A 25,937-nucleotide genomic window follows, 5' to 3' on the forward strand; every position below is an offset into this window, starting at 1 on the left:
CGCCCCGGCGAAACCCGCGCCGCGCCGCGAAGTCGTCCGGGCCCCGGCCTCCAAGCCGCCCTCCGCGCCGCCGCCCAGGGTCGTGCGCAAGGTGCCCAAGCCCCAGTCGACGCCCGCGCCGAAGCGGGTGGTGCGCGCCGGGTCCTGCCCGCCGGGCGCGTCGGGAACCATCGTGCGCGACGGCATGCGCGTGCGCTGCGGACCGCAGTCCAGCCCCTACGTCACCGAGGTCCGCCGCGGCGAGGCGCCGGGTGCGGGCAAGAACGTCTACCGCAACCAGGGCAACGGCCGGGGCAGCTGGGACGACAGCCGTCTCGACACCGGCCGCAGCCTGCCGGATGTGGACGGCGACACCCGCATCGTGCCGGACCAGGTCTGGGAAAGGCGCTCGGCCGAGGTGCCGACCGTGCCCGCGGGCTATCGCCCGGCATGGGAGGACGACCGCCTGAACCGCTATCGCGCCGTGCAGACCGTGCAGGGCTATTACGACACGCAGGAGGTCTGGACCAACGACCTGCCGCGCCGGCAGGTCGTCGCTTCGCGCCACCACCAGGTGCGCGACCCCGTATTGCTCTACGATGGCTACCCGAAGCTGACGGTGGTGCGCCGCTCTGCGACCTCGCAGCTCGCCGCGGCTTCCGGTGTGCAGCGCCGCCCCTACGTCTCGACCCGCTCCGCCCCCGTCGAGGCACCGCGCAAGACGCCCGCCGCGTCATCGAAGCGCTATGTCGAGATCGGCGCCTTCACCACGGATGCCAAGGCGCGGGCCGCGGTGGCCCGGCTCTCGGGCGCCGGGCTGACCGTGCGCAGCGCGCCGATGACGCGAAACGGGCGCCGGATGCAGCGCATCGTGGTGGGGCCCTATGCCGATGCCGGTGCCCTGCGGAACGCGCTCTCGCGCGTGCGCGCCACGGGCTACACGCAGGCCTACCTGCGCTGATTACCCCTCTTCGAAGGATGACCCGCAAGCCCCGCCACCGCGCGGGGCTTCGTCGTGTCCGGGCTCAGCCGCCGCAGATGCCCTGCAGCCGCAGCCAGTCGGCATCCGAGAGCACTGTTGCGCTGCCTTGTGCGGCGCGCGGATCGGCCTCGATCAGGCTCAGCGTCGTCTCGCCGGTCATGTCGCGGGCATAGGCATAGGGGCTCGACCGCAGGTCGGCGGCTGCGAAAGCCCGCAGCAGGCGGTCGTTGGGCACGGTTTCGGGCGTTCCTGTCAGCAGCTGCTCGGCGTAGGACTGCAGGGTCGCCTCCGGCAACTCGCCGGTGGTCAGAAGCTGCAGCGAGGCCCAGAGCCCCGCGTATTCCAGCAGGTCGGCCAGCGGCTCCGTGCTGCGCGCCCGCACCGCCTCGGCCAGGATGTAGCCCGCGGCGATGTCGGGGTCCTCGTGGTCCTCGATCAGGTCGCGGTTCACCAGGACCAGCCCGCCGGGCAGATGCGCCGTCTCCTGCACGCCGCCGGGCAGCACGACCAGGGCATCGCGGCGCGCCTCGCCCAGGATGCGCTGCGAGAGCCGCCGCAGCGGCGTGCGGGCCTCCGGCGTCATGCAGGGCTGCCCCGCGACCCGGGTGATATCGTCGAGCAGCGCGCGTCCGATCTCGGCGCGCTTGACCTCGGGGACCACGCGCTCGGTGTGGCGCAGCAACGCGCCGGGCATCCAGAAGATCGCGGCGCCGGCGATCACCACGGCGAAGGCTGCGACAAGCAGGATGCGCAGCTTGCCGGGGCGCGGGCGCCGACGTTCGATGGCACGCAGCAGCCGGTCGATGGCGGCGATCATCGTGGTCTCGTCCGCCGGCAGCTCCAGCGTCTCGCCCGGGTCGCCGTCGGGATGGAAGAGCGCGGGCAGCTCGCCCTTGTTGGCGCGTACGATCGCCGCGAGCGACCAGTGCGCCAGCGCGCGGCCCGAGAACTCGGAAATCGTCAGCGTGGCATCGCCCAGCGACACGATGACCTCGCGCCGCTGCGCCTGCGGATCCGGGCGCCACAGCCCGGAGGCTTCCAGGCGCTGATACTCCTTGAGTGCGGTCATGCCGGGCTGCTCTGCCTCGTTTCGCGGGACAGTAGCATGGCCTCGCGGAGAGGGGCAACGCGATCAGAGCGCCTTCCGGGGTGTCGGGTGGGCACGGTCCTTCGGGGGCAGGGCGCGCCCGACGCGAGCATGTCTCGCCTGCCGCGCGCGGCGCAGTGCGCCGAGCATCCGGGTGACGGCCGCGCGCAGGATCATGGCGCGGGCGGCCTCTCTTTGCTGGCGGGTATGGTCGTAGATGTGTCGCATGGTCCGTCGTTCCTCTGCCGGTGCGTCAGGTTGCGCATCCAGCATCGCGCCCGGGGCCGTCCCGGGGCCACTGAACGAAGCGTAGCGCCGCCGCTACACAATCTGGACTAGGCGCCGCGCCGCGCCCGGCGCTAGGCTGAAACCTCAAGGAGGTGCCTGCATGAGCGACGGAGATTACAACCTGTTCTGCCCCCTCGCGATGGCCTGCGACGCGCTGGAGCCGCGCTGGACCCTGCTGATCCTGCTGGAGATGTGGAACGGCTCGACCCGGTTCAACGAGCTGCGGCGCGGGGTGCCGGGCATTTCGCCGACGCTTCTGTCGAAACGCCTCAAGGAGATGGAGAAAACGGGACTGGTCGAGCGCGTCCACGACCCCGCGCGCGACACCGTCGACTACCTCCGCACCCCGATGGCGATCGAGCTGGAGCCTGTGATCGACCAGCTCGGCCGCTGGGCCCGCCGCCACATGCGCGCCGAGGTGGCGCTGCGCGACCTCGATCCCGACGCGCTGATGTGGAACCTGCGCCGCAAGGTCGATGCCAGCGAATTGCCTCGCCGCCGCATCGTCGTGCGCTTTCATTTCACCGACTGCACCGGGGACGAGGCGCTCTACTGGCTCATCGCCAGGCCCGGCGCGGACGTGGACCTCTGCAAGAAGGACCCGAAGTTCGACGTCGACCTCTTCGTCGAAGCCACCAGCCGCGCGGTCGCGGCGATCTGGCTGGGCTATTCCTCCTGGCGGGAGGAGATCGCGCGGGACACGGTCTTCCTCAGCGGAGATCCGGTCGTCGAGCGGACCATCGACCGGTGGCTGCTGGAATGCGGCTTCGTCGAGGCGGCGGAGTGAGCCGGGGCGGGGGCCTCAGAGCTCCCGCGCCCGCTCGCGCAGCGCGAATTTCTGGATCTTGCCGGTCGATGTCTTGGGCAGTTCCTCGAACACCACCCGCTTGGGCGTCTTGAACCCGGCCAGCCGCTCGCGCGCGAAGGCGATGAGCGTCGCCTCGTCGGCCGGATGGTCCGGCTTCAGCTCCACGAAGGCGCAGGGCACCTCGCCCCACTTGTCGTCCGGCTTGGCCACCACGGCGCAGAGCAGCACCGCCTCGTGGCTCATCAGCGTGTTCTCGACCTCGACCGAGGAGATGTTCTCGCCGCCCGAGATGATGATGTCCTTGGCGCGGTCGGCGATCTGGATGTAGCCGTCGGGGTGCTGCACGGCGATGTCGCCCGAGCGGAAATAGCCGCCCTCGAAGGCCTCGCGCGTGGCCTTGGGCGCCTTGAAGTAGCCCTTCATCACGCCGTTGCCGCGGTGCATGATCTCGCCCTTGGTGGTGCCGTCCATCGGCACCTGCGCCATCGCCTCGTCGGTGACGGTGACATCCTCCATGAAGGGCATGGCCACGCCCTGCCGCGCTTTGAGCCCCGCGCGCGCCTCGCCCTGCCTGTCCTTCCAGGCGGGCTGCCAGGCGCATTCGGTGTCCGGCCCGTAGGTCTCGGTCAGTCCGTAGACCTGCGTGACGTTGAAGCCCATGGTCTCGATCTTGGCGAGCGTTGCCGGAGCTGGCGGCGCCCCCGCGGTGAAGACCTCGACGGTCTGGGAAAAGTCGCGCTTGTCCGCCTCCGTGGCGTTGACCAGCATGTTCAGCACGATGGGCGCGCCGCCGAAATGGGTCACGCCCTCGTCGGCGAAGGCGTCGTACAGCGCCTTGGCGGTGATGTCGCGGCAGCAGACCACGATGCCGCCCACCGCCGGCATCATCCAGGTGTGGCACCAGCCGTTGCAATGGAAGAGCGGCACGATGGTCAGGTAGACCGGGTGCAGCACCATGCGCCAGGACAGCACCTGTCCCATGGCGTTCAGGTAGGCGCCGCGGTGGTGGTAGACCACGCCCTTGGGCCGGCCCGTGGTGCCCGAGGTGTAGTTGAGCGCGAGGCTCTCCCATTCGTCCTCGGGCATGATCCAGGCGAAGTCCGGATCGCCTGTGGCGAGGAAGTCCTCGTAGTCGGTGTAGTCGCCATAGGCCAGGGCGCCGCCGTGCGGGTCGGCCACCTCGATGACTTTCGGGGCGTCGATTTCCATGATCTCGATGGCTTCGGCGAGATGGCCGATGAACTGCGGGTCGCAGAGCACCACCTTCGCCTCGCCGTGGTCGAGAATGTAGGCGATGGTGTCGACGTCCAGCCGCGTGTTGATGGTGTTGAGCACCGCGCCGCAGGCGGGCACGCCGAAATGCGCCTCGGCCTGGGCGGGGATGTTGGGCAGGATCGTCGCCACCACGTCGCCGGGCCGCACGCCGATCCCGGCAAGCGCCGAGGCAAGGCGCGAGACGCGGGTATGATACTCGGCATAGGTCTTGCGGTGCGGCCCGTAGACCACGGCCGGCTCGTCCGGCCAGATCCGCCGCGCGCGCTCGAGGAACGACAGCGGCGTCAGCGGCACGTGGTTGGCGTCGCATTTTCCCAGTCCGGTCTCGTCGGCCAGCCAGCCCATGGTCACTCCTCCCTCTCGGTGTCAGGGGGATAATGCGCAGGGTGGAGACACAATGAAAGGCCCCGCGTCACGCGATTTGCCGCGCCGGAGGCGGGCGGATATGCTCGCGGCCATGATCGTATCGCGCGGCCGCCGCTACATCTTCGTGCACATCCCCAAGACCGGCGGCACCGCGATGGCGGCGGCGCTCGAAGCGCGGGCGATGCGCGACGATATCCTGATCGGCGACACGCCCAAGGCGCTGAAACGCCGGGGGCGGCTCAAGGGGCTTTCACCGCGCGGACGGCTCTGGAAACACGCGACGCTGGCGGACATCGACGGCGTGGTCTCGCCCGAGGAAATGGCGGAGATGTTCACCTTCACATTGGTGCGCAATCCCTGGGACCGGGTGGTGAGCTACTACCACTGGCTTCGGGCGCAGAGCTTCGACCACCCTGCGGTCGCGCTGGCGCGGCGGCTGGAGTTCGCCGGCTTCGTCGCGCATCCCCAGACGGGGGCAAGCCTGCGTGCCGCGCCGGCTTCCAGCTACATGCGCGACATCACGGGCACCGAACGCGCCAGCGCCTGGCTGCGGCTCGAACACCTCGACGAGGACATGGCGCCGCTGGAAAGCCACCTCGGGTTCCGGCCGGACATGGGGCGCGAGAATGCCTCGGACCGGCGGTCGGACTACCGGGGATACTACGATAAGGCGACGGCGGCACGGGTGGCCGAGATCTGCGCCGAGGACATCGCGCGCTTCGGCTACGCCTTCTGAGGGGCGCGCCGCCCGGGCGCGGTGCGGGGCGGAAACGGGGGCCTCCGGCGGGGATATTTGACGGCCAGAAGAAGCCCCTGTCGCCCCAGACGAGGAAAGCCCGCCCTGCGGGGGAGGGCGGGCCGAAGCGCGAAGCTTCTCCTGGCACGGTCATCGGCGTCCCCGCCTGTACCGTGGATCGAGCATCCGGCACTTCGGTTAACAATGTGTTTCTTCTGGCCGCAAATATCCCGGGGAGCGCGAGGGGCAGCGCCCCTCGCCGGGCCGGTGCGGTTTACCGCACCGGATCGAGCAGCGCTTCCGTAAGCGAGCAGTCGCGCACCACGTCGCGGCCGCAGGGCACCGGCTCGAGCGTCTTCGACAGGCAGAGTCTCGTCTCCTCGATACGGCCCGCCCTGCAGGTGACGGTCACCATGTCCGGCGCGAGGCCGGGGTTTGCCTCGAGGAAGGCTTCCTCGACCACGGCGGCGGGCAGGGTCACCGGGTCCTTCAGCTTGCGGAAGATCGCGGGTCTTTGGATGGCGCCGTAGGCGCGGCGGGCGAGCGCGAAGTAGTCCTCGGCCGGCAGGCCCGCGCAGGTGCCGTGCTTGCGCCACTGGTACCAGGCCAGCCCCGCCGTGCCCATGATGTCGGCCATGGCCGCGGTCATGGCGCGCGAGGGCGGGGGCGGCGCGCCGCGGCACTCGGAGGGCCAGCCGCGATGATACTGCGGCCAGAGCCCGTGCAGGATCCAGCCGTGGCTCCGCTCGCACTGCGGCGAGTCGCGGGCGTCGCCTTCGAGGGCGCACCAGGTCGGCGACCACGAGAGCGCCATGACGTAGTAGTCGAACTCGCCCGCGGGCTCTCCCTCGGCCCGCGAGGTGGCGGGGGAGAGCGCCAGGGCCAGCAGCAGCGGAATCAGCCAGCGCATTTTCTCTTTTCTCCAGCGTCCGGCGTCACTATATAGGCGCCAAGTTCCCCGACAACGGTAACCCGTCCCGGACCAAATTCCGGGACCTCCCGGCCCAGAGAGGCCCGGGGGAGGGGAAGAAGATTTTGCAAGGAGACGCTTCGCAATGGCCAAATTGCTGCACCCGAAGGCCACCGCTGTCTGGCTGGTCGACAACACCACCCTGACATTCAAGCAGATCGCCGACTTCACCGGCTATCACGAGCTCGAGGTGCAGGGCATCGCGGACGGCGACGTCGCCGCCGGCGTGAAGGGCTTCGACCCGGTCGGCAACAACCAGCTCGAGCAGACCGAGATCGACCGCGCCGAGAAGGACCCGCTCTACAAGATGCGGCTCAAGCACAACCCGGCCGCTGTCGACGAGGACAAGCGCCGCGGCCCGCGCTACACGCCGCTGTCCAAGCGCCAGGACCGGCCGAACGCGATCCTCTGGCTGGTCAAGTTCCACCCCGAGCTGACCGACGGCCAGATCTCGAAGCTGGTGGGGACGACCAAGCCGACGATCCAGTCGATCCGCAACCGCGAGCACTGGAACATCCAGAACATGCAGCCCATCGACCCCGTCGCGCTGGGCCTGTGCAAGCAGTCCGAGCTGGACGCGGCCGTGCAGAAGGCCTCGAAGAAGCTCGAGGAGGTCATGAGCGACGACGAACGCCGCAAGCTGGTCTCGACCGAACAGAGCCTCAGCATGGAGCCCGAGCCGCGCCTGCCGTCCTCGATCGAGGGTCTCGAGACCTTCTCGCTGTCGGACCCGCGCGAGCAGGAGGAAGACGACGAGGAGAAGACGCCCAGCGATTTCTCGGACGCCGAGAGCTTCTTCAACCTGCCGGCCTCGGACGATGACGAGGACGAGGACGACGACAGCGACGATCCGCGCGGCTGACGCACGCCGGACCGCCCGACATGCGAAGGCCCGCCGCGGGGAACGCGGCGGGCCTTTTGCGTGGGGCGCGGTATCGCGGATCGGGGCCGCGGACGTCACATCCGCTTGCGCGCGTTCAGCGCGGCGGTGATCGTGCCGTCGTCGAGATAGTCCAGTTCGCCACCGATGGGCACGCCCTGGGCCAGAGAGGACAGGGTCACGCGGCCCTCGAGCTGGTCGGCGATGTAATGCGCCGTGGTCTGGCCGTCGACGGTGGCGTTGAGTGCGAGGATCACCTCGGTCACTTCCTCGGCCTCGACCCGGCGAATGAGCTGCGGGATGCGCAGCTCTTCGGGGCCCACGGCATCGAGCGCCGAGAGCGTGCCGCCAAGGACATGGTAGCGGCCCTTGAAGACGCCCGAGCGTTCCATCGCCCAGAGGTCCGCCACGTCCTCGACCACGCAGATCTGCCCGTTGCCGCGCGCCTCGTCGGCGCAGACCGGGCAGACGTCGGCGGTGCCGATGTTGCCGCAGTTGAGGCATTCCCGCGCCGTGTCGGCCACCCGCTGCATGGCGGTGGCCAGCGGGCGCAGCTGGATCTCGCGCTTGGAGACAAGCTGCAGCACCGCGCGACGCGCAGACCGCGGCCCGAGGCCCGGCAGGCGGGCCATCAGGTCGATCAGCGTGTCGATCTCGCTGCGGTCTGTCACGGGGTGCCCGATTGCAAAGGCCCCGGCGCGGCGGCCGGGGCGAGGGTTTCACGAGGTCCGGGCGAGGCCCGGAGGTCTCGGCTCAGAACGGCAGCTTCATGTCCGCCGGCAGGCCCATCTCCTCGGAGAGTTTGCGCATCTCCTGCTCGGAGCGCTCCTGCGCCTTGGCCTGGGCATCCTTGATCGCGGCGAGGATCAGGTCCTCGACCACTTCCTTGTCGTCGCCGTTGAAGATCGAGGGGTCGATGTCCAGCGCCTTCAACTCGCCCTTGGCCGTGGCCGTGGCCTTGACCAGGCCCGCACCGGATTCGCCGGTCACGGTGATCGTCTTCAGGGTCTCCTGAAGGTCGGTCACCTTGCCCTGCATCTCCTGGGCCTGTTTCATCATCTTGGCCATGTCGCCGAGGCCGCCGAGTCCCTTGAGCATCTCGAAACTCCTGTCTGAGGGTTGGTCCCTAGATACGGGCGCGGCGGGCGCCGCACAAGGGCCGCGCCGGTGCGCGGATCACTTGCCGTCGCGCCCCGCCGCCTCGTCGAGCATCCGGGTGATCAGCAGTGCCGCCCCGCCGATCAGCATCGAGCGGCCGATCTGGTCGGTGACGTTGCTGGGCGCGAAGGGCTCGACCGTATCGCGCGAGGCCTGCGCGGCGCGGCGCAGGCGCGAGCGGCGGGGCAGGTCGCCGAACTGCTTGGGGCGCGGCACGTGGCCGATGCGCGGCTTGGTCTTGAGCAGGACCGTCCCGACCGTCAGCAGCCCGGCGGCGAAGAAGATCGGCATCAGCCGCTCGCGGCGCTGCGCCGGCAGCAGGCGGTCGCGCATCTCCTGGATCTTCTGGGTGGTGCTGGTGTCCTGGGAGCTGGTGTCGGGCAGGTAGGTCGTCATCTGGGGATCCTCCGGGATTTCAGTCCCAACCCGGAGAGGGCCGCTCCCGTTCCCGCGCTTGGGCGGAATCAGGGGTCAATCCTCCTCGAAGGGGTCCCACTCGTCCTCGACCTCGGGCAGGGCGTCTTCCTCGGCCTCCAGGCTGACCGCCTCGGGCGTGCGGATGGTCAGGATCTCGGCCTTGGGAAAAGCCTCCATCGCGGCGCGCACCAGCGGATGCTCCGACGCCGCCGACTTCAGTGCCAGCTCCTCGGCGTGCGCCTTCTCGTAGAGCGTGGGCGTGTCGCAACCGTTGACCAGCGAGATGGCCCAGCGATTGCCGGTCCAGCGCTGCAGCGCGCTGCCCAGCCGCTGTGACAGGTCGGTCGAGGTGCCCTCGGCCGGCGTGAACTCGATCCGGCCCGGCTGGTAGGCGGCAAGACGCACGCCCTTCTCGACCTCCATGTAAAGCTTCATGTCGCGGTTCGCGCGGATCAGCTCCATGACATGCTCGAAGGTCGGGTAATGCGCCAGCGCCGCCTCGCGCGCCTCGGCCAGCGCTGGCCCCCTGCGCGAGGCGCTGGGGCCGGAGGGACCGGGGTGCGTGGGCTGCGGCATCGGCTGGCCGGTGGCCTGCGCGCCGCCCTGCGGATGCGCGCCCGCCTGTCCGCCGCCGCCCGGCCCGGGGGGCGGCGGGGGCGGTGTGTCCTGCAGGCGCCGCATCAGCTCCTCGGGCGAAGGCAGCTCGGCCACGTGGGTGAGGCGGATCACCGCCATCTCGGCCGCCATCATGGTGTTGGGCGCCTGCGCCACCTCGTCGAGCGCCTTGAGCAGCATCTGCCACATCCGCGTCAGCGCCCGCATGCCCAGCGTACCCGCCAGCGCCTGCCCGCGCGCCCGTTCGTCGGGCGAGATCGTCGGATCCTCGGCCGCCTCGGGCGTGATCTTGACCACCGAGACCCAGTGCGTCAGCTCGGCAAGATCGCGCAGCACCGCCATGGGGTCGGCGCCATCGGCGTATTGCTCGGAGAGCTCGGTCAGCGCGCCCGGCGCGTCGCCGTGCATGATCTTCTCGAAAAGGTCCATCACCCGGCCGCGGTCCGCGAGGCCCAGCATCGCGCGCACCTGCTCGGCGGTGGTCTCGCCCGCGCCGTGGCTGATCGCCTGGTCCAGCAGCGAGGTCGCGTCGCGGGCGGACCCCTCGGCCGCGCGGGTGATCAGCGCCAGCGCGTCCTCGGCGATCTCGGCCTCCTCGCGGGAGGCGATCCGGCGCAGCATGTCGAGCATGACCTCCGGCTCGATCCGGCGCAGGTCGAAGCGCTGGCACCGCGACAGGACCGTGACGGGGACCTTGCGGATCTCGGTCGTCGCGAAGATGAACTTCACGTGGGCGGGCGGCTCCTCGAGCGTCTTGAGCAGCGCGTTGAACGCGCTGGTCGAGAGCATGTGCACCTCGTCGATGATGTAGATCTTGTAGCGCGCGCTGGCCGCCCGGTAGTGCACGCTGTCGATGATCTCGCGGATGTCGTTGACCGAAGTGTTCGAGGCCGCGTCCATCTCGAGCACGTCGACATGCCGGCCCTCCATGATCGCGCGGCAGTGCTCGCACTCTCCGCAGGGCTCGGTCGTCGGTCCGCCCTCGCCGTCCGGGCCGATGCAGTTCATGCCCTTGGCGATGATCCGGGCCGTCGTCGTCTTCCCGGTGCCTCGGATGCCCGTCATGATGAAGGCCTGCGCGATGCGGTCGGCCTTGAAGGCGTTCTTCAGCGTGCGCACCATGGCGTCCTGGCCCACGAGATCGGCAAAGGTCTCGGGGCGGTACTTGCGGGCGAGCACCTGGTAGGCGGCGGGGGCGGTATCGTCGGGCATGGAGGTTCCGTCTGACTCTGGCACGGGACGACACTAGAGGAACCGCGACCCGGCCCCAAGCCCCGACCGCCGCATGCGGGTGTGGACCTTGGTGCCCCCGGGCCGAAAATTCTCTTAACCGTCTGCGCCGGGCGCCCTATCATCTTGGGGGGCCAGAGGGTGCGAGTGTGGAGAGCCCAGAGGGTGCGAGTGTGGAGAGCGATGCGCGTCGCAGGGATCACGGGCAAGGTCGGGCCGCTCCGGCGGCAGGAGGAGAGCCGGGGATGCTGATCCACGCGCTTCCCGTCGGCGGGGGAATCCTCGCCATCGCCCCCGTGCCGGGGGCGGGCGGCGACTATGCCGGCGACATCGCGCATCTGACAGAATGGCGCCCGGCGATGGTCATCTCGCTGGTCACCGAGGTCGAACTGGTCGCGGCGGGCGCGGCGATGCTCGGGCAGGACGTGCAGGATCACGGCACGCGCTGGGTGCATCTGCCCGTGCCGGATTTCGGCGTGCCGGACGAGGGCTTCAAGCAGGCCTGGCCCGGGATCAGCACGCGCGCGCGCAAGGCGCTGCTGGGCGGCGGGCGCGTGCTGCTGCACTGCGGGGCCGGAAGGGGGCGCTCCGGCATGGTGGCGCTGCGGCTGATGATCGAGGCGGGCGAGGCCGCGGACGACGCGCTCGAGCGGTTGCGCCACGTCCAGCCCGGCGCGGTCGAGACCGAGGCGCAGATGGCCTGGGCCATGGCGGCCCGGCGCGAAGCGGCGGTTTTTCTGCGTCACGACGGCTGAGGTGCCCCGGAAAATCCGTCCGAATTTTCTGACCCAGGGTTTTTCGGACGAAGAATCTTTGTCGCGCCTTCGCGGGGGCGGCGCCAAGGGGCATGACCTGTCCATGAAAAAGCCCCGGCGACCGGGGCTTGAGTGAGAGGCTGGACAACGACCCAAGCGGGGCTCGTTACGGCTGCTTCCTTCCGGACCTGACCGGGTTGGCGAGGCGCTTGCCCGCGCCAACCTCTCAAGGCGTCAGATAGGGGGTACGGCGCGGATTCGCAAGGGGGCGTCAGCCCTGCGGCCGTTCCGCCCAGCCGGCAAAGATCTTCTCCAGCGCGACCACGATGTAGTAGAGCACGATGCCGAGAAAGGCGAGCGCGATGAGCACCGCGAACATCAGCGGGTAGTCCGAGTTCGTCTTGCCGGAATCGAAGAGCGCGCCCAGCCCCCGCCCGTGGGGCGAGACGATCTCCATCAGGTTGGTGCCGATGAAGGCCAGCGTCACCGCCACCTTCAGCGCCCCGAAGAACTCGGGCAGCGTCTTGGGCAGGGCGATCTTCCAGAAGATCGTGGTCTGCGACGCGCCCAGCGAGCGCAGGATGTCGCGGTATTCCGGCTCCAGCGTCGAAAGCCCGATCGAGACCGAGACGGCGATGGGGAAGAACGAGATCATGAAGGCGATCAGCACCGTGTTGAAATCGTGCTGTCCCACGAAGAGCAGCGCGACGATGGGCACCACGGTCGCCTTGGGGATGGCATTGAAGCCCACCAGCAGCGGGTAGAGCGCATCGCGCATGGTGCGCGAAAAGCCCATGACCATACCTACCAGAACGCCGAAGATCACCGCCACGATCAGCCCGACGACCGTGCGCCACAGCGTCTGCCAGCCCATCACGAGGAAGAGAGTCCAGTATTGCGCATAGGCCGGCGGCAGGTCCGAGGGCGAGGCCATGACGTAGTCCGGCCAGCCGTTGAGCCAGACCAGGGCCTCCCAGAGCAGCAGGAAGACGATCACCGCCGCGATGGGCGCCAGCACCGCGCGACTGGTCAGCCGGGCGGCCAGGCGCTGGCCGGCCCCGGGGCGGGGCTTCGAGAGGGAAGCGGGAACATAGGCCATGGGCGGCGTCCTTGGGTGGTCTTGCGCGGCGTCAGCCGGCGGCATCGGCGGGCGCGCGGCCCTGGGCGATCTCGATCTGGTGGCGCAGGTCGTGCAGCATCTCGCCGGCTTCCGTCGTGAAGAGCTGGTCGATGCTGCGCGGGCCGGGCAGGCTCACGTCGAGCGTGTACTGAGTGCGCGCGGGGCGGCCCGACAACACGACCACCTCGTCGGCGAGGAAGATCGACTCGCGCAGGTCGTGGGTGATGAGCACGCCGGTGAAGGGTTCCTTCTCCTTCACCTGGTGCATGATCTGCCACAGGTCCTCGCGGGTGAAGGCATCGAGCGCGCCGAAGGGCTCGTCGAGGATCAGCACTTCGGGCGAATGCACCAGCGCCCGGCAGAGCGAGGCGCGCTGGCGCATGCCCCCGGACAGCTCCGAGGGACGCTTGTCCTCGAAGCCCGCCAGTCCGACCAGCTCGAGCAGGTAGCGCGCGCGCTCCTGCCGCTGCGCCTTGGTCATCTTGTTCGGCACGATCTCGAGCGGCAGCACGACGTTCTGCAGGATCGTGCGCCACTCCAGCATGACCGGGTTCTGAAAGGCCATGCCCACGGTCGAGCGCGGCGAGGTCACCCGTTCGCCGTGCAGCCAGACCTCACCCTCGTCGGGTCTCAGCAGACCGGCGACCAGCTTCGTGAGCGTGGACTTGCCGCAGCCCGACGGGCCGACGACGGCGACAAAGCCGCCCTCGGGCACCGCGAGCTCCAGCCCGTCGAGCACGGGAAGGGGGCCGTCGGCCGTGCGGTAGGCGTGGCGCACGCCCTTGATCTCGATGAGGTTCGTCATGCGTGGCCTCGATGGCGGCGCCCGGCCCCGCAAGGGGGCCGGGCCGTTGCGGTCACTCGAGCGAAAAGCCGCCCTCGGGCAGGTAGGCGTCGCTGAAGTAGAGCGAGGCGTCGGGCTCGGTCTCGAACTCGTAGGTGAGCTTGATCTGCTCGATCGAGTTTTCGAGCCGTGCCGCGTCGATCACGCCGAAGCCGTTCTCGGTGGTCCAGTCGGTCACCACGTTGGCGTCGATCGCGAGTTGCAGGCGGCGCTCCTCGAGCGCGGCGTCGGCCGCCGGGTTGCGGTCCACGAGGCTCTCGATCGCCGAGGCCGGATCGGCGATGGCGTCCTTCCAGCCCGCGGCCACGGCGGCGAGGAAGCCCTCGACCAGTTCGGGGTTCTCCTCGGCGAAGTCGGTGTTCACGATGACCGCGTTGCCGTAGAGGTCGACGCCGTAGTCGGCCATCAGGATGGTCGAGATGTCGTCCTCTTCCACGCCCAGCCGAACGAGGTTCAGGTAGGACGAGAACGAGAAGCCGGCGACGGCGTCCACCTCGCCCTCGGCCAGCATCGGCTCGCGCGTGGGGAAGCCCACGGGCTCGACGGTGATGGCGTCGGTGTCGAGGTCGTTCTCGGCGGCGAAGATCGGGAACTGCGCCCAGGCACCGTCCGGCGGCGGCGCGCCCAGCACCTTGCCCTCGAGATCCTTGGGCGCCTCGATGCCCAGCGACTTGCGGCCCACGATGGCGAAGGGCGGCTTGTCGTAGACCATCATCACGGCCGTGACCGGCGCGCCGGGGTTCTGGTCGAGGAACTTGATCAGCGAGTTGATGTCGGCAAAGCCCACCGGGAAGGCGCCGGTGGCGACCTTCGGGATCGCGTCGAGCGAGCCCTGCCCGGCGCTGATCTCGACCTCGAGGCCGGCGTCCGAGAAGTGGCCGTTGTCGATGGCGGCGAAGTAGGGCGCCGCGGGGCCCTCGAATTTCCAGTCGAGCGCGAAGGGCATCTCGGTCTGGGCATGGGCGGCGGCGGCGGCGACAAGGCCGGCCGCGACCGCGATGGCGCGATGGAACATGGGATACCTCCTGTCGGTCGGGCGTGGTCCGCCCGTTACTGTTGACGGTCGTGAGTCAGGTCACGCACCGCGTCTGCGCAACCACTATTGCGCAGATCATGGGCGGTGTCCGCGAAAAATGCCCATGCGGCGGGCGTTTTCGCCGGCGGGCGCTGAAAAAACAGGCGGCGCAGGGTGGTGCGCGGCCTGCTGCCGGTCAGAGCCTGATGCGGAAACGGGCAAAGCCCTCGTCGGTATCGCCGGCGTCCTCGATCTCGAGTGCCACGTCGTCCAGGTAGTCGCGCGCGGCCGGTCCGGTGGTGAAGATCACCGAGGTGTCCTCCATCGGCACGAAGGACCAGTTGTCGTCGGCGGACGGGTTGATGGTGCCCTGTTCCACGATGTAGCGCACGATCACGTCGCGGTTGGTGTCGGGCGCCTCGAAGATCACCGTGTCCCCCATCGCGCCGGGAAACCTGCCCCCGCCCGAAGCGCGGTAGTTGTTGGTCGCGACGACGAATTCCATGTCCGCGGTCACCGGCTCGCCCTGGTAGGTCAGGTCGCGGATCCGGTTCGCCTCCGGGTTCTCCAGCGAGCCGTCCGGCCCGTATTTCGAGGGCTCCGACAGGTCGATGCGGTACTCGACGCCGTCGATGACGTCGAAGTTGTAGCTGGGGAAGTCGGGGTTCAGCAGCGTCGCGTCGCTGGCGCCGGGTTCGATGCGGTTGAACATCCCGGCCGAGCGTTCCAGCCAGTCCTTCACCTGCCGTCCGGTGACCCGCACCGCGCGCACCGTGTTCGGATAGAGATAGAGGTCGGCCACGTTCTTGATCGCCACGTCGCCCGCCGGCACGTCGGTGTAATACTCAGGCCCGCCCCGGCCGCCGGCCTTGAAGGGCGCCGCCGCCGAAAGGATCGGCCACCCCCGCGTGGCGGGGTGGCCCTCGCATCATCTGCTCGATGTACCAGGTCTGTGCCTTGGAGACGATCTGCACCGAGGGGTCGTCGGCCACCAGCGCGAAGTAGGAATGCAGCGGGGCCGAGGTCTTGCCCACCGCGCGGCGCACGTAGGCCAGCGTTTCCCCGTGGGCCTGCTCGACCGAGGCCAGCACTTCGGCGTCGTCCTCGACCAGCGGCGTGACCGAGCGGTCTTCGCCGCGCTGGTAGATCGGCCGCGCCTCGGTGGTGCTCGAGACCACGCGCCAGCCGTCGCCGTCGCGTTCCAGCAGCAGGTCGATCAGCCCCATGTGCGAGCCCCAGAAGCCGCCCATGACGGCGGGCTTGCCGTGGATCGTGCCCGCGTCGGCATCCACGGCGGCAAAGCCCGCGTAGGTGGGGGACGGGAAGACGAGGTGGCTGTGGCCGGTCATCACGGCGTCGATGCCCTCGACGCCCGCGAGCGGGACGCTGGCGTTCTCCATGCCCTCGGTGTGATGCGCCGCGCCGATGCCCGAGTGCGACAGCGCGACGACGATGTCGGCGCCTTCCTCGACGATCTGCGGCACCCAGGCCCGGGCGGTCTCGACGATGTCGCGCGCCTGCACGTTGCCTTCGAGATGCTTGCGGTCCCAGTTCATGACCTGCGGCGGGGTGAAGCCGATCACGCCCACCCGGATCGGGTGGGTGTTGCCCGCGCCGTCGGTCAGCTCGCGGTCCAGGATGACGTAGGGCTTGTAGAGCGTCTCGTCCTCGCGCGGGGAGGCGCCCTGCGATTTCGCGATATTGGCCAGCACGATCGGGAACTCCGCCCCGGCGGTGGATTTCGACAGGAAATCCAGTCCGTAGTTGAACTCGTGGTTGCCGACGGTCGCGGCGTCGTAGCCCACGGCGTTCATCGCGGTGATGATCGGGTGCATGTCGCCCTCCTTCATGCCCCGCTCGTAGGCGATGTAGTCGCCCAACGGGTTGCCCTGCAGGAAGTCGCCGTTGTCGAGCAGCATGGTGTTCGTCGCCTCGGCCCGCACGCCGTCGATGATCGAGGCCGTGCGCGCGAGCCCGACGGTATCGACGGGTTTGTCCGCGTAGTAGTCGTAGGGATAGACGTGAACGTGCAGGTCCGTGGTTTCCATGATCCGCAGGTGCGCCTGGTTGGTGGCTGCATGCGCGGAGTAGGGGTGGAGTGTGATCAAGGTTGCGCCCGCCGTGCTGCCCGCCAGGAACGAACGGCGGGTGAGTTCGGGCTGTCGGAATCGGGTCATCTGAGTCTCCGTCGGAACGTCTGCTTCGGATTAGACCCCTCATTCGACAACATGACGACAGAAAAAGCGGAAAATTGCCGATGCTCAACCGTGAAGGGTCGTCAGTCGGGGGCGCTGCCGTTCCGGTGAAACTCGTTTGCCACGCCCGGGCGGGCGTGGCATGGCACCCGGGCACAAGGGGGAGACCGGCCATGCGCCACGCGGAAGAGGTGACCTTCGGAGGCTCGGGGCTCGATCGCGCGGCCGAGCTGCGCGGCGACATTCCGGCGCTCGCGGCGGCCATGCAGGCGCCCGGCACGCGCGCCGTCGTGCTCTGGCGCGGCAAGCCGGTGGTGGCCGAGGCGGACAACGCGCTGCTGCGCCTGCCGCTGGATCACCCGGTGCTGGCACAGGCCTCGGACCAGCCCATCCTGCTGGGCCGCGAGGAGGGCGAGACCGTCTTCGCCCACGACATCTCCGCCTGGGAGCCCGAAGACCTGGACGAGGCCGCCATGGGCGGCTTCCGCGACTTCACCGAACAGCGCCATCCGGCCTGCCCGGAGGCGCGCTTCGTCGAGCTGCGCCAGCTGCTCACCGCGCTCACCCCGCGCGACGCCGAGCTCGCCGCGACGGCCAAGGGCCTCTACGGCTGGCACGCCAGCCACGGCTTCTGCGCCCGCTGCGGCGAACGCTCCGAGATCTACATGGCCGGCTGGCAGCGCATCTGCCCGGCCTGCGGCGGCCATCACTTCCCGCGCACCGACCCGGTGGTCATCATGCTCATCACCCGCGGCAACGCCTGCCTGCTGGGCCGCTCGCCGGGCTGGCCCGAGGGGATGTATTCCTGCCTCGCGGGCTTCGTAGAGCCGGGCGAGACCATCGAGGCGGCGGTGCGCCGCGAGGTCTGGGAAGAGGCCGGCGTGCGCGTCGGCGCCGTGGACTACCTCTCGAGCCAGCCCTGGCCCTTTCCGGCCTCGCTGATGATGGGCTGCCACGGCACGGCCGAGACGGACGAGATCGCCATCGACCCCGAAGAGATCGAGGACGCCCGCTGGGTCAGCCGCGAAGAGCTGGCCGATTCCTTTGCCGGCACGAACCCGGGGATCACCCCGGCCCGGAAAGGTGCCATCGCGCATTTCCTGCTGCGCAACTGGCTTGCGGACCGGCTGGATTGACGCGAGACTCGGCCCCGAGCAGTAAAGGGGCAGCCGGGTACATGGAATTCAGCACCAGGGAAGACATCGAGGCGCCGCTGGATCGCGTCTTCGCCGCACTCACGGACTTCGACCGGATCGAGCGGCAGGTCATGCGGCGCGGTATCGAGGTGCAGCGCACCGACACGCGCAGCGAGCCGGGCGAGGGCATGGCCTGGACCGCCAGCTTCCGCTTTCGCGGCAAGCCGCGCGAGGCCGAGGTCACGCTGACCGAGTACGACCCGCCGAACCTCATGGTCTACCGCATGGTCTCGGGCGGGCTGGAGGCGCGCACGCGGCTCGATTTCGTGGCCCTCTCGCCCTCGCGCACGCGCATCGCCATGACGATCGAGGTGACGGCGAAGACCCTCTCGGCGCGGCTGATCGTGCAGTCGATCAAGCTGGCCCGCGCCAACGTCGAAAAGCGCTTCCGCGTAAGGATGGCGGAATACGCGGGCGATCTCGAAACGCGGCTGAAACGTCAGGGCTGACGCTGGACCGCCACGCCGGGGCCGCTATCTTGCGCTGCATGAAAACGCTCCTCGCCTGCCTGCTCCTCGCCGCGGCCCCGGCCGCCGCCCACGAATTCTGGATCGACCCCGAGGCCGCGCAGGTGTCCCCGGACGACCGTATCACGGCCCGCCTGCGCGTGGGCTCGATGTTCGAGGGGGCGGAACAGTCCTATATCCCGCGCAACTTCGAGCGCTTCGACCTCGCGACCGGCGGTGAGGTCACAGCCGTGGAGGGCCGCGCGGGCGACCGTCCGGCGCTGGACATGGCGGCGCCCGAAGCGGGCCTTGCCGTGGTGGCGCATGTGACGCGGGACTTCGATCTCACCTACGACGACTGGGAGACCTTCGTCAGCTTCACCGGCCACAAGGGCTTTCCCGAGGTGGCCGAGCGGCACCTCGCACGCGGGTTCACCCGCGACCTCGTGCGCGAGCGCTACTCGCGCTACGCCAAGAGCCTCGTCGCCGTGGGCGAGGGCGCGGGCGGCGACCGCGCGCTGGGCCTGCGGACCGAGGTCGTGGCCGAGGCCAACCCCTACACCGACGAGCTGACCGATGGCCTGCCGGTGCGCATCCTGCTGGACGGCGAGCCGCGCGCCGAGGTGCAGGTCGAACTCTACGACCGCGCGCCCGACGGCACGGTGACCGAGACGCTGCATACGACCGACACCGAGGGCCGCGTTCGCCTGCCGGTCGCGGCGGGCCACGCCTACCTCGTGAACAGCGTCACCATGCTCGAGCTTTCGCCGGACGACGACGAGGGACAGGCCTGGGAAAGCCTCTGGGCCTCGCTCACCTTCAGCGTCCCGGAGTGACGCCCGAATTCCGTGGCAAGGAATTTGCAGGAATCTTCGAAGATCTTTGCGCCGGCACTCAGTCCAGCGTGACGACCCTCCCGCCGGCGGCGCGGGCATCCTCGGCGTCGTGGGTGACCATCAGCACCGGCAGCGCCCGCTCGCGGGCGCGGGCGAAGACCATCTCGCGCACGCGGTCGCGCCGGTCGGCGTCGAGCCGCGAGAAGGGCTCGTCGAGCAGCAGCGCCTGCGGCTCCGAGAGCAGCATCCGCATCAGCGCCACGCGGGCCTTCTGACCGCCCGACAGCGTTGCCGGATCGCGCGCTTCGAAGCCCGCGAGGCCGACCTCCTGCAGCGCCTCGGCCACCCGCGCACGCCGGGCCGCGCGCCCGCGCACCGATCGTGCCAGCCCGAAGGCGAGGTTGCCGCCGACCGACAGGTGCGGAAAGAGCAGCTCGTCCTGGAAGAGGATCCCCACGCGCCGCGCCTCCGGAGGCAGCGCGGTGATGTCCCGACCGTCGAGCCATACCCGCCCCTCCAGGCTGAAGGCGGGCGCCAGCGTGCCGATCACCGCCGCCAGAAGCGTCGATTTCCCCGAGCCCGAGGGCCCCATGACCGTCAGCACCTCGCCCGGCGCGACATGGGCGTCGAGCCGCAGCAGCTCATCCTCCCCGCGCGCGATGCGCAGGTCGTCCAGCGTCAGCCCCTCAGCCATGCCGCAGCCCCCGCCGGTTGCGCCAGGCCAGCGCCGGCACCGCCAGCGCCACCGCGAAGGGCAGGAAGGCCGCCGCCGTCTGCGCCAGGGCGGTCGCCCCGATCACCCGCCGGTCGCCGCCCGAGGCCAGCGCCACCGCCTCGGTCGTGAGCGTCTGCACGCGCCCGCCGCCCACCAGCAGCGTCGGCAGGAACTGCCCCACCGAGACCGCGCAGCCCACCGCCGCCGCCGTCAGCACCGGCCGCAGCAGCATCGGCAGCCGCACCCGCCAGAACACCCCCGACGGCCCGGCCCCCAGCGCGCGGGCCACGGCTCCGTGCCGGGTGTCCCAGGCGCGCCAGGGATCGGCCAGCGACAGGAAGACGTAGGGCAGCACGAAGACCACGTGCGCCGCGATCACCGCCGGACGGTTGCCGTCGAGCCCGCCGAGGATCGCAAGCGTCTGCAGGCCCGGCAGGAAGGCGATCTGCGGCACGATGAGCGGCAGGTAGAGCAGCCAGAGCGCCCGCGCCGAGGGATGCAGGCCAAAGCGGTGCTCGGCCTCGAGGCAGGCCAGCGTCAGCGCCAGCGCCACGGCGGTCGCGGCCAGCGCGATCACGGCGGTATCCGCCAGCGGGTCGCTCAGCGCCATGCCGTGGCGCATCCATGTGCGCCCCGACAGCGCCTGCGGCAGCATGTCGGGAAAGCCCCAGAAGCCGGCCACCGACCAGACCGCCAGCGCGCAGAGCCCGAGCACCACCGCCGCGCCTGACAGCGCGCCGAGGGTCAGACCGGCCGCGCGCAGCACGCCCTCGCCGTGGCCGCGGCTTCCAGCCTCGATCCAGCGGCGCCCCAGCCATGCCACGCCGATCTCGCCCAGCCGCCAGAGCCCCAGCGCGGCCAGGGCCAGTCCCAGCTGCAGGACGGCCGCGGCCGCCGCGCGGCTGCGCAGGGCGATGTCGGGATCGCTCATCCAGCGCAGCACCTGCACGGCCAGCGGAGGCGGTGTGTTGGGACCGAGGATCATCGCCACGTCCACCACCGAGAGCGAAAAGGCCAGCACCGCGTAGACCGGCAGCCTGATCTGCGGGTAGAGGCGCGGCAGAACGACCGTGAGCCAGCCGCTCACGCGCCCGTATCCCAGCGCCTGCGCGGTGGCGAGGCTCTGGCCCGGGCGCAACAGCGGCAGCGCCGCCAGCGTCATCAGCAGCAGGAAGGGCACCTCCTTGACCACCAGCCCCGCGATCAGCGACAGGCCCAGCGGGTCCTGCAGGATGAGCACGTCGGGGGGCCTCTCCCAGCCGGCCAGCGGCGCCAGTGCGCGGGCAATCCAGCCCGAGGGCGCGATCAGGAAGGCAAGCCCGAAGGCCGCCGCCGCGTGCGGCACCGACAGCAGCGGCGAGAGGCCCCGTTCGAGGACCCGAAAGGCGCGGGTGCCGTGCCAGCCCGCGCAGATCAGCACGGTGATCGCCAGCGCCAGCGCGGTTGCTCCAAGACCTGTGCCCAGCGACAACGCCGCCGAGCGCGCCAGCCCGGGCCACTCGGCCAGCGCGCGGAACTGATCGAGCCCCGGCATCGCCTCGCCGGTCGCGGGCATGATGCCGAAGGCGGGCAGCAGCGTGCCGGCGAGGCCCGCCGCCACGGGCCCCAGCATGACCAGAAGCGTCAGCAGCGGCGCGCGCCGCAGCAGGCCCGCGCCGGGCGCAGGCACTCAGGGCGCCACGCCGTAACGCGCGGTCCAGTCCTCCTCGAGGCGCTCCATCCACGAGGGATGCGGCTCGGGCAGGGTGGGGCCCAGTTCCTCGGGCGAGAGGGTTGCGGGCCCGCGCTCGACAGCCTCGAACTCGGCCCGCGCCTCCTCGGGCAGCTTGTCCAGCGCCAGCACGGTGCCCAGTCCCCAGACGTCGGGGTCCGACATGCGCGCCTGCGCCTCGGGCGACAGGAGCAGGTTCGCCACCACCATGGCGCCGGCCATGGCATTGGCGTTGAAGGGGATCGCCACGAAGCTCGCGTTGCCGAGGGTGCCGCCCTCGTGCACGTGGCTGCGCACGGTGCCCGGAAGCTGGTTGTTGGCGATGGCGTTGGCGGCGGCGTTGGGGTTGAACTCGAAGCCCACGTCGATCTCGTTGTCGGCCATGAGCTGGATGAGCCGCGTCGCGTTCTGCGGGTAGGCCCGCCCCTGCCGCCACAGGTTCGGCGCCAGCCGGTCCATGTAGTCCCAGAGCGGCGCGGTGACGCGGTCGTAGTCGGCCTCGGACACGGGCCGCGACAGCGCGTCCATGTCGGGCGTGAGCTCGATCAGCGCCTGCTTCAGGAAGGTCGCGCCAAGGAAATCCGGCGGCTGCGGAAAGGTGAAGCGGCCGGGGTTCTCCTCGAGCCAGTCCAGCAGCGCGGGCATCGAGCGCGGCGGCTCGGGCAGGCGGGCGCTGTCGTGGTAGAAGACCAGCTGCGCCATGCCCCAGGGGCTTTCCATGCCCTCGGTCGGCACGGTGAAGTCCGCCGTCAGCGCGGCGTTCTCCTGCGGATCGAGGTACTGCCAGTTGGGCAGCGCCTCGGCGTAAGGGCCGAAAAGCAGGTCGCTTTCCTTCATCGCGGCGAAATTCTCGCCGTTGATCCAGACCAGGTCGATGGCTCCGCCTTCGTCCTTGCCGGCGGTCTTTTCCGACAGCACGCGGGTCACGGCCTCGGCGGTGTCCGAGAGCTTGACGTGCTCGACGGTGACGCCGAAGCGCTCCTCGGCCTCCGCGCCCACCCAGTCGATGAAGCCGTTCACCACGTCCGAGCCGCCCCAGGCGTTCCAGTAGACCGTCTGCCCGCGCGCTTCGTCCAGCACCGCGTCCCAGTCTGCGGGGTCGGGATCGGCCAGCGCCGGAAGGGCGGTGGCGGCAAGCGCGGCCGTGGCTGCGGCAATCAGTCTTCTCATGCAGGGCCTCCCCGTTGTGCGGCCACGCTTTTGCGCGCCTTTTCCGAGGCTTATCATAGCGTCCGGGACGCTGCGTCAAATGACAATCCGGTGGGAAAGGTTACAGCGGCCCGCGGGCCCGGCTTGCCCGCCACCGGGCAGGCGCCTATTTCCGGGCAAACGACAGGAGGCAGGCGGCATGTGGGACGAACGCTTTTCGACGCCGGAGTACGTCTTCGGCAAGGCCCCGGCGCAGGTGCTGCGCCGTCACGAGGACCGGCTGACGCCCGCCGCGCGGGCGCTCTGCGTGGCCGATGGCGAGGGCCGCAACGCGGTCTTTCTCGCGGAGAAGGGGCTCGAGGTCACCGCCTGGGATGTCTCGCCCGCCGCCGTCGAGAAGGCGCGCGGCCTCGCGGAGGAGCGCGGCGTGAGCGTCGATTTCTCGGTCGCGGATATCGAGACCTGGGACTGGCCCGAAGAGGCCTACGATCTCGTGGCGGGGATCTTCATCCAGTTCGTCGACCCGGAGGCGCGCGAAAGGTTGTTCGCGCGAATGGTACGGTCGCTGCGTACGGGTGGTACGCTTCTTCTGCACGGTTACACGCCCAAGCAGCTCGACTACGGAACCGGCGGGCCGAAGGCACTCGAGAACCTCTACACCGAGGAGATGCTGCGCGTGGCCTTCTCGGACATGCGGATCGAGGTGCTGGAGAGCTACGAGGCCGTGCTCGACGAGGGCAAGGGCCACAGCGGCCGTTCGGCGCTGATCGACATGGTGGCGGTCAAGCCCTGATCCTGTCCAGCCGCGCGAGGAGCGGCCCGGGCAGATGCGCGCGCTCGAGCGTGGGGATCACCGTGGCGCCGTCGAAATCCTCGCCCCCGGTATAGGCCGAGGGCGTGACGAGCACAGCGAGCCCCGCCGCCCGCGCCGAGAGCACGCCGTTGCGGCTGTCTTCCAGCGCAAGCGCCTGTCCGGGCTGCAGGCGCAGCCGCGCGAGCGCGAGGGTGTAGACATCGCCTGCAGGCTTCTTGCGCGCCACCTCGTCGCCCGCCGCGATCACGTCGAAGACCGCCACGGCCGGCCTGCCCCAGCAACAGCGGCAGAGGGCCTCGACGTTGGGCCGGCTGGTCGTCGTGGCCACCGCCACGGCGAGGCCCGCGGCGCGCGCGCCGGCCACGAGCTCGGCCACGCCGGGGCGCAGATCGAGCCCGCCCGCGTCGAGGATCGCGGCGAAGCGGCGGGTCTTGTCGGCGTGCAGGGCGGAGACGCCGGGACCCTGCTGTCCGGTCTCGGCCATGAAGGCGCGGATGCGCTCCTTGCCGCCGGTGGTCCGCAGCAGCCGGGCATAGGCCGGCCGGTCCCAGTGCCAGCCGAGGCCATGGGCGGCGAAGCTCTCGTTGAAGGCCCGCCGGTGCGCCTCCTCGGTCTCGGCCAGCGTGCCGTCGACGTCGAAGATGAGCGCACGCAGCGTCATGCGGTGACGGTGCGGAAGTGGCGCGCGACGATGTCGGGAAGGGCGTCGAAGTGGTCGAAGGCGTAGGTGTGGTAGAGCTCCGGCACCGGCGTCTTGCGGTACCCTTCGGTGTAGAGCGCGAAGGGCAGGCCCGCGCGCTCGGCGGTCTCGGCGTCGACCTCGCTGTCGCCGACGTAGAGCCCGCCGGGCGCGCCGAGTTCGGCGAAGACGTGGTGCAGCGGCGCCGGGTCGGGCTTGCGCGCCTCGAGCGTGTCGCCGTGCGCCGCGACCCGCATGAAGCGCTCGAGCCCGAAGTGCCTTAGCGCGATCTCTGTCGGGCCGCCGGGCTTGTTGGTGCAGAGCCCCATGGTGACGCGGCTCCCCTCGAGCCGGGCCAGCGCGTCCAGCACGCCGGGGTAGGGCGTGGTGAGCGCGGGCGGGCCGTTGTAGTGCACCATGAAGGCCTCCAGCAGCCGCGCGTGCTCGTCCGGGTCCTCGCCCAGCCCGGAGGCCAGCATGACCTTGCGGATCAGGTCGGCCGAGCCGTGTCCGATGAAGCTGCGCGCCTGTGCGAAGGTGATGGGGGGCACACCCTCGGCGGCGAGCACCTTGTTGGCGGCGGCGTGCAGGTCGGGCGCGCTGTCGATGAGCGTGCCGTCGAGATCGAAGACTACCGCCTGCATCATGCCGCCTTCCACTTGATCGAGCAGCCCATCGAGGGCACCTGCTCGGCCGGGCCACGGCCTGTTTCGGCCACCTGTTTCATCGCCTCGAAGAGATCGCGGCGCGTGCCCTCGGGCGCCGCTTCCTTGCGCGAGGCATCGAGGCGGCCGCGGTACTGCAGCCCGAGGTCCGCGTCGAAGCCGAAGAAGTCGGGCGTGCAGGCGGCGCCGTAGGCTTTTGCCACCTCCTGCGTCTCGTCGTGCAGGTAGGGGAAGGGAAACTGCTTGTCGGCGGCCATCCGGGTCATGTTCTCGAAGCTGTCGGCGGGATGCGTCGCAGCGTCGTTGGCGCAGATCGCGGCCACGCCGATGCCCATGTCCTGCAGTTCGCGCGCGTCGCGGATGATGCGGTCGATCACCGCCAGCACGTAGGGGCAGTGGTTGCAGATGAACATGATCAGCGTGCCCTTCGGCCCGGCGATGTCGGCGAGCGCGTGGCGCTGCCCGTCGGTGCCGGGCAGAGTGAAATCGGGGGCGTGCCAGCCGAAGTCGCAGACGGGCGGGGTGACGGCCATGGGGGCTCCTTTTCCGGTCAGGCCGCGGCGCGGGCGCCCTGCGCGGCGGCGCGGATTCCTTGATGTTCTCTCCATATGGCACCGGGGCGTCCACCGATCCACCCTTGAAGACCGCCGAGCCCGCGACGAGCACGTCGGCGCCCGCCTCGCGCACCAGCGGCGCGGTTGTCGGATCGACGCCGCCGTCGATCTCGATGTGCACGGGGCGGTCGCCGATCATGGCGCGCAGGGCGCGGACCTTGTCGACGCAGGAGTGAATGAAGCTCTGCCCGCCGAAGCCGGGGTTCACCGTCATCACGCAGACGAGGTCGCAGAGGTCGAGCAGCGGCTCGGCCGCGCTGGCGGGCGTGCCGGGGTTGAGCGCGAGGCCCGCCTTCATGCCGCTGGCGCGGATCTCGCGGCCGAAGTCGGCGAAATCGGCAGAGAGGATCGAGGGGGCGATTTTCAGGGATCGGTCGAAGGTCATGGCGGGG

The 25,937-nt window shown here is 70.2% G+C and carries 26 protein-coding genes, 1 other RNA gene and 2 pseudogenes; 9 read left to right on the forward strand and 20 right to left on the reverse strand.

Features of this window, described 5'->3' with window-relative positions; genetic code table 11:
• A partial coding sequence (locus tag SALMUC_RS16970) for an SPOR domain-containing protein (protein WP_217626333.1) occupies positions 1 to 940 on the forward strand: 940 nt, incomplete at its 5' end.
• Positions 941 to 1,004: 64 nt separating this feature from the next.
• Here SALMUC_RS16970 and SALMUC_RS16975 read toward each other — a convergent pair.
• Together SALMUC_RS16975 and SALMUC_RS16980 are read right to left on the reverse strand one after the other, a co-directional pair.
• On the reverse strand, positions 1,005 to 2,030 hold the full coding sequence (locus SALMUC_RS16975; protein ID WP_020041394.1) for a hypothetical protein: 1,026 nt from the start codon (positions 2,028 to 2,030) through the stop codon (positions 1,005 to 1,007).
• 63 nt (positions 2,031 to 2,093) lie between these two features.
• Positions 2,094 to 2,276, reverse strand: coding sequence for a hypothetical protein (locus SALMUC_RS16980; protein WP_020041395.1), 183 nt, complete (start codon positions 2,274 to 2,276; stop codon positions 2,094 to 2,096).
• Positions 2,277 to 2,436: 160 nt separating this feature from the next.
• Between SALMUC_RS16980 and SALMUC_RS16985 the strand changes: the two genes are divergently transcribed.
• Positions 2,437 to 3,123, forward strand: a complete 687-nt coding sequence (locus SALMUC_RS16985; RefSeq protein WP_020041396.1) for a winged helix-turn-helix transcriptional regulator — start codon at positions 2,437 to 2,439, stop codon at positions 3,121 to 3,123.
• Positions 3,124 to 3,138: 15 nt separating this feature from the next.
• Here the strand turns inward: SALMUC_RS16985 and SALMUC_RS16990 are convergent, their stop codons facing one another.
• Positions 3,139 to 4,764: an AMP-binding protein gene (locus tag SALMUC_RS16990; RefSeq protein ID WP_020041397.1), complete on the reverse strand. Its 1,626-nt coding sequence runs from the start codon at positions 4,762 to 4,764 to the stop codon at positions 3,139 to 3,141.
• A 112-nt stretch (positions 4,765 to 4,876) separates the two neighbouring features.
• Between SALMUC_RS16990 and SALMUC_RS16995 the strand changes: the two genes are divergently transcribed.
• Positions 4,877 to 5,521 carry a sulfotransferase family 2 domain-containing protein gene (locus tag SALMUC_RS16995; protein WP_037372163.1) on the forward strand — a complete coding sequence of 215 codons (645 nt, stop codon included), beginning with the start codon at positions 4,877 to 4,879 and terminating at the stop codon, positions 5,519 to 5,521.
• Between the two features lie 274 nt (positions 5,522 to 5,795).
• Here the strand turns inward: SALMUC_RS16995 and SALMUC_RS17000 are convergent, their stop codons facing one another.
• Entirely contained in the window at positions 5,796 to 6,431 is a 636-nt protein-coding gene (locus SALMUC_RS17000; RefSeq protein ID WP_020041399.1) for a ribonuclease T2 family protein, read from the reverse strand.
• 145 nt (positions 6,432 to 6,576) lie between these two features.
• Here SALMUC_RS17000 and SALMUC_RS17005 point away from each other — a divergent pair, with 145 nt between their 5' ends.
• A complete protein-coding gene (locus tag SALMUC_RS17005; RefSeq protein ID WP_020041400.1) occupies positions 6,577 to 7,353 on the forward strand; it encodes a DUF1013 domain-containing protein in 777 nt (258 codons plus the stop codon).
• A 95-nt stretch (positions 7,354 to 7,448) separates the two neighbouring features.
• On the opposite strand, the gene recR is transcribed toward SALMUC_RS17005, so the two are convergent.
• The 4 genes from recR to SALMUC_RS17025 form a co-directional block, all read right to left on the reverse strand.
• Positions 7,449 to 8,042 carry a recombination mediator RecR gene (recR, locus tag SALMUC_RS17010; RefSeq protein WP_020041401.1) on the reverse strand — a complete coding sequence of 198 codons (594 nt, stop codon included), beginning with the start codon at positions 8,040 to 8,042 and terminating at the stop codon, positions 7,449 to 7,451.
• Positions 8,043 to 8,124: 82 nt separating this feature from the next.
• Positions 8,125 to 8,469, reverse strand: coding sequence for a YbaB/EbfC family nucleoid-associated protein (locus SALMUC_RS17015; protein WP_020041402.1), 345 nt, complete (start codon positions 8,467 to 8,469; stop codon positions 8,125 to 8,127).
• Between the two features lie 78 nt (positions 8,470 to 8,547).
• The gene (locus tag SALMUC_RS17020; RefSeq protein WP_020041403.1) at positions 8,548 to 8,925 is read right to left on the reverse strand and encodes a hypothetical protein; all 378 of its coding nucleotides are present in this window, start codon (positions 8,923 to 8,925) and stop codon (positions 8,548 to 8,550) included.
• A 75-nt stretch (positions 8,926 to 9,000) separates the two neighbouring features.
• Positions 9,001 to 10,773, reverse strand: a complete 1,773-nt coding sequence (locus tag SALMUC_RS17025; protein ID WP_020041404.1) for a DNA polymerase III subunit gamma/tau — start codon at positions 10,771 to 10,773, stop codon at positions 9,001 to 9,003.
• A gap of 263 nt (positions 10,774 to 11,036) precedes the next feature.
• Here SALMUC_RS17025 and SALMUC_RS17030 point away from each other — a divergent pair, with 263 nt between their 5' ends.
• Positions 11,037 to 11,546 carry a protein-tyrosine phosphatase family protein gene (locus tag SALMUC_RS17030; protein ID WP_020041405.1) on the forward strand — a complete coding sequence of 170 codons (510 nt, stop codon included), beginning with the start codon at positions 11,037 to 11,039 and terminating at the stop codon, positions 11,544 to 11,546.
• A 131-nt stretch (positions 11,547 to 11,677) separates the two neighbouring features.
• On the opposite strand, the gene ffs is transcribed toward SALMUC_RS17030, so the two are convergent.
• The 5 genes and pseudogenes from ffs to SALMUC_RS17050 form a co-directional block, all read right to left on the reverse strand.
• Positions 11,678 to 11,774: signal recognition particle sRNA small type (gene ffs / locus SALMUC_RS29050), an RNA gene on the reverse strand.
• Between the two features lie 43 nt (positions 11,775 to 11,817).
• The gene (locus SALMUC_RS17035; RefSeq protein WP_020041406.1) at positions 11,818 to 12,645 is read right to left on the reverse strand and encodes an ABC transporter permease; all 828 of its coding nucleotides are present in this window, start codon (positions 12,643 to 12,645) and stop codon (positions 11,818 to 11,820) included.
• Between the two features lie 31 nt (positions 12,646 to 12,676).
• The gene (locus tag SALMUC_RS17040; protein WP_020041407.1) at positions 12,677 to 13,471 is read right to left on the reverse strand and encodes an ABC transporter ATP-binding protein; all 795 of its coding nucleotides are present in this window, start codon (positions 13,469 to 13,471) and stop codon (positions 12,677 to 12,679) included.
• A gap of 52 nt (positions 13,472 to 13,523) precedes the next feature.
• Positions 13,524 to 14,525 carry an ABC transporter substrate-binding protein gene (locus tag SALMUC_RS17045; protein ID WP_020041408.1) on the reverse strand — a complete coding sequence of 334 codons (1,002 nt, stop codon included), beginning with the start codon at positions 14,523 to 14,525 and terminating at the stop codon, positions 13,524 to 13,526.
• A gap of 196 nt (positions 14,526 to 14,721) precedes the next feature.
• Positions 14,722 to 16,702: pseudogene (locus SALMUC_RS17050) on the reverse strand (bifunctional 2',3'-cyclic-nucleotide 2'-phosphodiesterase/3'-nucleotidase).
• A 191-nt stretch (positions 16,703 to 16,893) separates the two neighbouring features.
• Between SALMUC_RS17050 and nudC the strand changes: the two are divergent.
• Genes nudC through SALMUC_RS17065 form a run of 3 tightly spaced genes read left to right on the forward strand, consistent with a single transcriptional unit; the run spans position 16,894 to position 19,198 of the window.
• Positions 16,894 to 17,856, forward strand: coding sequence for an NAD(+) diphosphatase (gene nudC / locus SALMUC_RS17055; RefSeq protein ID WP_020041409.1), 963 nt, complete (start codon positions 16,894 to 16,896; stop codon positions 17,854 to 17,856).
• Positions 17,857 to 17,897: 41 nt separating this feature from the next.
• A complete protein-coding gene (locus SALMUC_RS17060; protein WP_020041410.1) occupies positions 17,898 to 18,365 on the forward strand; it encodes an SRPBCC family protein in 468 nt (155 codons plus the stop codon).
• A 38-nt stretch (positions 18,366 to 18,403) separates the two neighbouring features.
• Positions 18,404 to 19,198 carry a DUF4198 domain-containing protein gene (locus tag SALMUC_RS17065; RefSeq protein WP_020041411.1) on the forward strand — a complete coding sequence of 265 codons (795 nt, stop codon included), beginning with the start codon at positions 18,404 to 18,406 and terminating at the stop codon, positions 19,196 to 19,198.
• A gap of 58 nt (positions 19,199 to 19,256) precedes the next feature.
• Here the strand turns inward: SALMUC_RS17065 and SALMUC_RS17070 are convergent, their stop codons facing one another.
• From SALMUC_RS17070 to SALMUC_RS17080, 3 genes are read right to left on the reverse strand one after another with little or no spacing between them, the layout of a single operon-like run.
• A complete protein-coding gene (locus tag SALMUC_RS17070; protein WP_020041412.1) occupies positions 19,257 to 19,892 on the reverse strand; it encodes an ATP-binding cassette domain-containing protein in 636 nt (211 codons plus the stop codon).
• A complete protein-coding gene (locus SALMUC_RS17075; protein ID WP_051155930.1) occupies positions 19,885 to 21,525 on the reverse strand; it encodes an ABC transporter permease in 1,641 nt (546 codons plus the stop codon). Before SALMUC_RS17075 ends, SALMUC_RS17070 begins: the two co-directional genes overlap by 8 nt.
• Positions 21,526 to 21,582: 57 nt before the next feature.
• Complete coding sequence (locus SALMUC_RS17080; protein WP_020041414.1) at positions 21,583 to 22,794, reverse strand: ABC transporter substrate-binding protein; 1,212 nt, start codon at positions 22,792 to 22,794, stop codon at positions 21,583 to 21,585.
• Between the two features lie 178 nt (positions 22,795 to 22,972).
• Between SALMUC_RS17080 and SALMUC_RS17085 the strand changes: the two genes are divergently transcribed.
• Complete coding sequence (locus SALMUC_RS17085; protein WP_020041415.1) at positions 22,973 to 23,566, forward strand: SAM-dependent methyltransferase; 594 nt, start codon at positions 22,973 to 22,975, stop codon at positions 23,564 to 23,566.
• Here SALMUC_RS17085 and SALMUC_RS17090 read toward each other — a convergent pair.
• The 4 genes and pseudogenes from SALMUC_RS17090 to SALMUC_RS29055 form a co-directional block, all read right to left on the reverse strand.
• Entirely contained in the window at positions 23,556 to 24,248 is a 693-nt protein-coding gene (locus SALMUC_RS17090; RefSeq protein ID WP_020041416.1) for an HAD-IA family hydrolase, read from the reverse strand. The genes SALMUC_RS17085 and SALMUC_RS17090 overlap by 11 nt on opposite strands.
• Positions 24,245 to 24,913, reverse strand: coding sequence for a phosphoglycolate phosphatase (gph, locus tag SALMUC_RS17095; RefSeq protein WP_020041417.1), 669 nt, complete (start codon positions 24,911 to 24,913; stop codon positions 24,245 to 24,247). The genes SALMUC_RS17090 and gph overlap by 4 nt, the downstream gene beginning before the upstream one ends.
• Positions 24,910 to 25,464, reverse strand: coding sequence for a thioredoxin family protein (locus SALMUC_RS17100; protein ID WP_020041418.1), 555 nt, complete (start codon positions 25,462 to 25,464; stop codon positions 24,910 to 24,912). Before SALMUC_RS17100 ends, gph begins: the two co-directional genes overlap by 4 nt.
• Before the next feature lie 17 nt (positions 25,465 to 25,481).
• Positions 25,482 to 25,930: pseudogene (locus tag SALMUC_RS29055) on the reverse strand (ribulose-phosphate 3-epimerase).
• Positions 25,931 to 25,937 lie beyond the last annotated feature (7 nt).

It is taken from the genome of Salipiger mucosus DSM 16094 (genome assembly GCF_000442255.1).
GTDB classification, from domain to species: domain Bacteria; phylum Pseudomonadota; class Alphaproteobacteria; order Rhodobacterales; family Rhodobacteraceae; genus Salipiger; species Salipiger mucosus.

Coding starts and splice junctions, on each gene's coding strand:
- SALMUC_RS16975 (WP_020041394.1), bottom strand. CDS start 2,030: ATGACCGCACTCAAGGAGTATCAGCGCCTGGAAGCCTCCGGGCTGTGG.
- SALMUC_RS16980 (WP_020041395.1), bottom strand. CDS start 2,276: ATGCGACACATCTACGACCATACCCGCCAGCAAAGAGAGGCCGCCCGC.
- SALMUC_RS16985 (WP_020041396.1), top strand. CDS start 2,437: ATGAGCGACGGAGATTACAACCTGTTCTGCCCCCTCGCGATGGCCTGC.
- SALMUC_RS16990 (WP_020041397.1), bottom strand. CDS start 4,764: ATGGGCTGGCTGGCCGACGAGACCGGACTGGGAAAATGCGACGCCAAC.
- SALMUC_RS16995 (WP_037372163.1), top strand. CDS start 4,877: ATGATCGTATCGCGCGGCCGCCGCTACATCTTCGTGCACATCCCCAAG.
- SALMUC_RS17000 (WP_020041399.1), bottom strand. CDS start 6,431: ATGCGCTGGCTGATTCCGCTGCTGCTGGCCCTGGCGCTCTCCCCCGCC.
- SALMUC_RS17005 (WP_020041400.1), top strand. CDS start 6,577: ATGGCCAAATTGCTGCACCCGAAGGCCACCGCTGTCTGGCTGGTCGAC.
- SALMUC_RS17015 (WP_020041402.1), bottom strand. CDS start 8,469: ATGCTCAAGGGACTCGGCGGCCTCGGCGACATGGCCAAGATGATGAAA.
- SALMUC_RS17020 (WP_020041403.1), bottom strand. CDS start 8,925: ATGACGACCTACCTGCCCGACACCAGCTCCCAGGACACCAGCACCACC.
- SALMUC_RS17025 (WP_020041404.1), bottom strand. CDS start 10,773: ATGCCCGACGATACCGCCCCCGCCGCCTACCAGGTGCTCGCCCGCAAG.
- SALMUC_RS17030 (WP_020041405.1), top strand. CDS start 11,037: ATGCTGATCCACGCGCTTCCCGTCGGCGGGGGAATCCTCGCCATCGCC.
- SALMUC_RS17035 (WP_020041406.1), bottom strand. CDS start 12,645: ATGGCCTATGTTCCCGCTTCCCTCTCGAAGCCCCGCCCCGGGGCCGGC.
- SALMUC_RS17040 (WP_020041407.1), bottom strand. CDS start 13,471: ATGACGAACCTCATCGAGATCAAGGGCGTGCGCCACGCCTACCGCACG.
- SALMUC_RS17045 (WP_020041408.1), bottom strand. CDS start 14,525: ATGTTCCATCGCGCCATCGCGGTCGCGGCCGGCCTTGTCGCCGCCGCC.
- nudC (WP_020041409.1), top strand. CDS start 16,894: ATGCGCCACGCGGAAGAGGTGACCTTCGGAGGCTCGGGGCTCGATCGC.
- SALMUC_RS17060 (WP_020041410.1), top strand. CDS start 17,898: ATGGAATTCAGCACCAGGGAAGACATCGAGGCGCCGCTGGATCGCGTC.
- SALMUC_RS17065 (WP_020041411.1), top strand. CDS start 18,404: ATGAAAACGCTCCTCGCCTGCCTGCTCCTCGCCGCGGCCCCGGCCGCC.
- SALMUC_RS17070 (WP_020041412.1), bottom strand. CDS start 19,892: ATGGCTGAGGGGCTGACGCTGGACGACCTGCGCATCGCGCGCGGGGAG.
- SALMUC_RS17075 (WP_051155930.1), bottom strand. CDS start 21,525: ATGCTGGGGCCCGTGGCGGCGGGCCTCGCCGGCACGCTGCTGCCCGCC.
- SALMUC_RS17080 (WP_020041414.1), bottom strand. CDS start 22,794: ATGAGAAGACTGATTGCCGCAGCCACGGCCGCGCTTGCCGCCACCGCC.
- SALMUC_RS17085 (WP_020041415.1), top strand. CDS start 22,973: ATGTGGGACGAACGCTTTTCGACGCCGGAGTACGTCTTCGGCAAGGCC.
- SALMUC_RS17090 (WP_020041416.1), bottom strand. CDS start 24,248: ATGACGCTGCGTGCGCTCATCTTCGACGTCGACGGCACGCTGGCCGAG.
- gph (WP_020041417.1), bottom strand. CDS start 24,913: ATGATGCAGGCGGTAGTCTTCGATCTCGACGGCACGCTCATCGACAGC.
- SALMUC_RS17100 (WP_020041418.1), bottom strand. CDS start 25,464: ATGGCCGTCACCCCGCCCGTCTGCGACTTCGGCTGGCACGCCCCCGAT.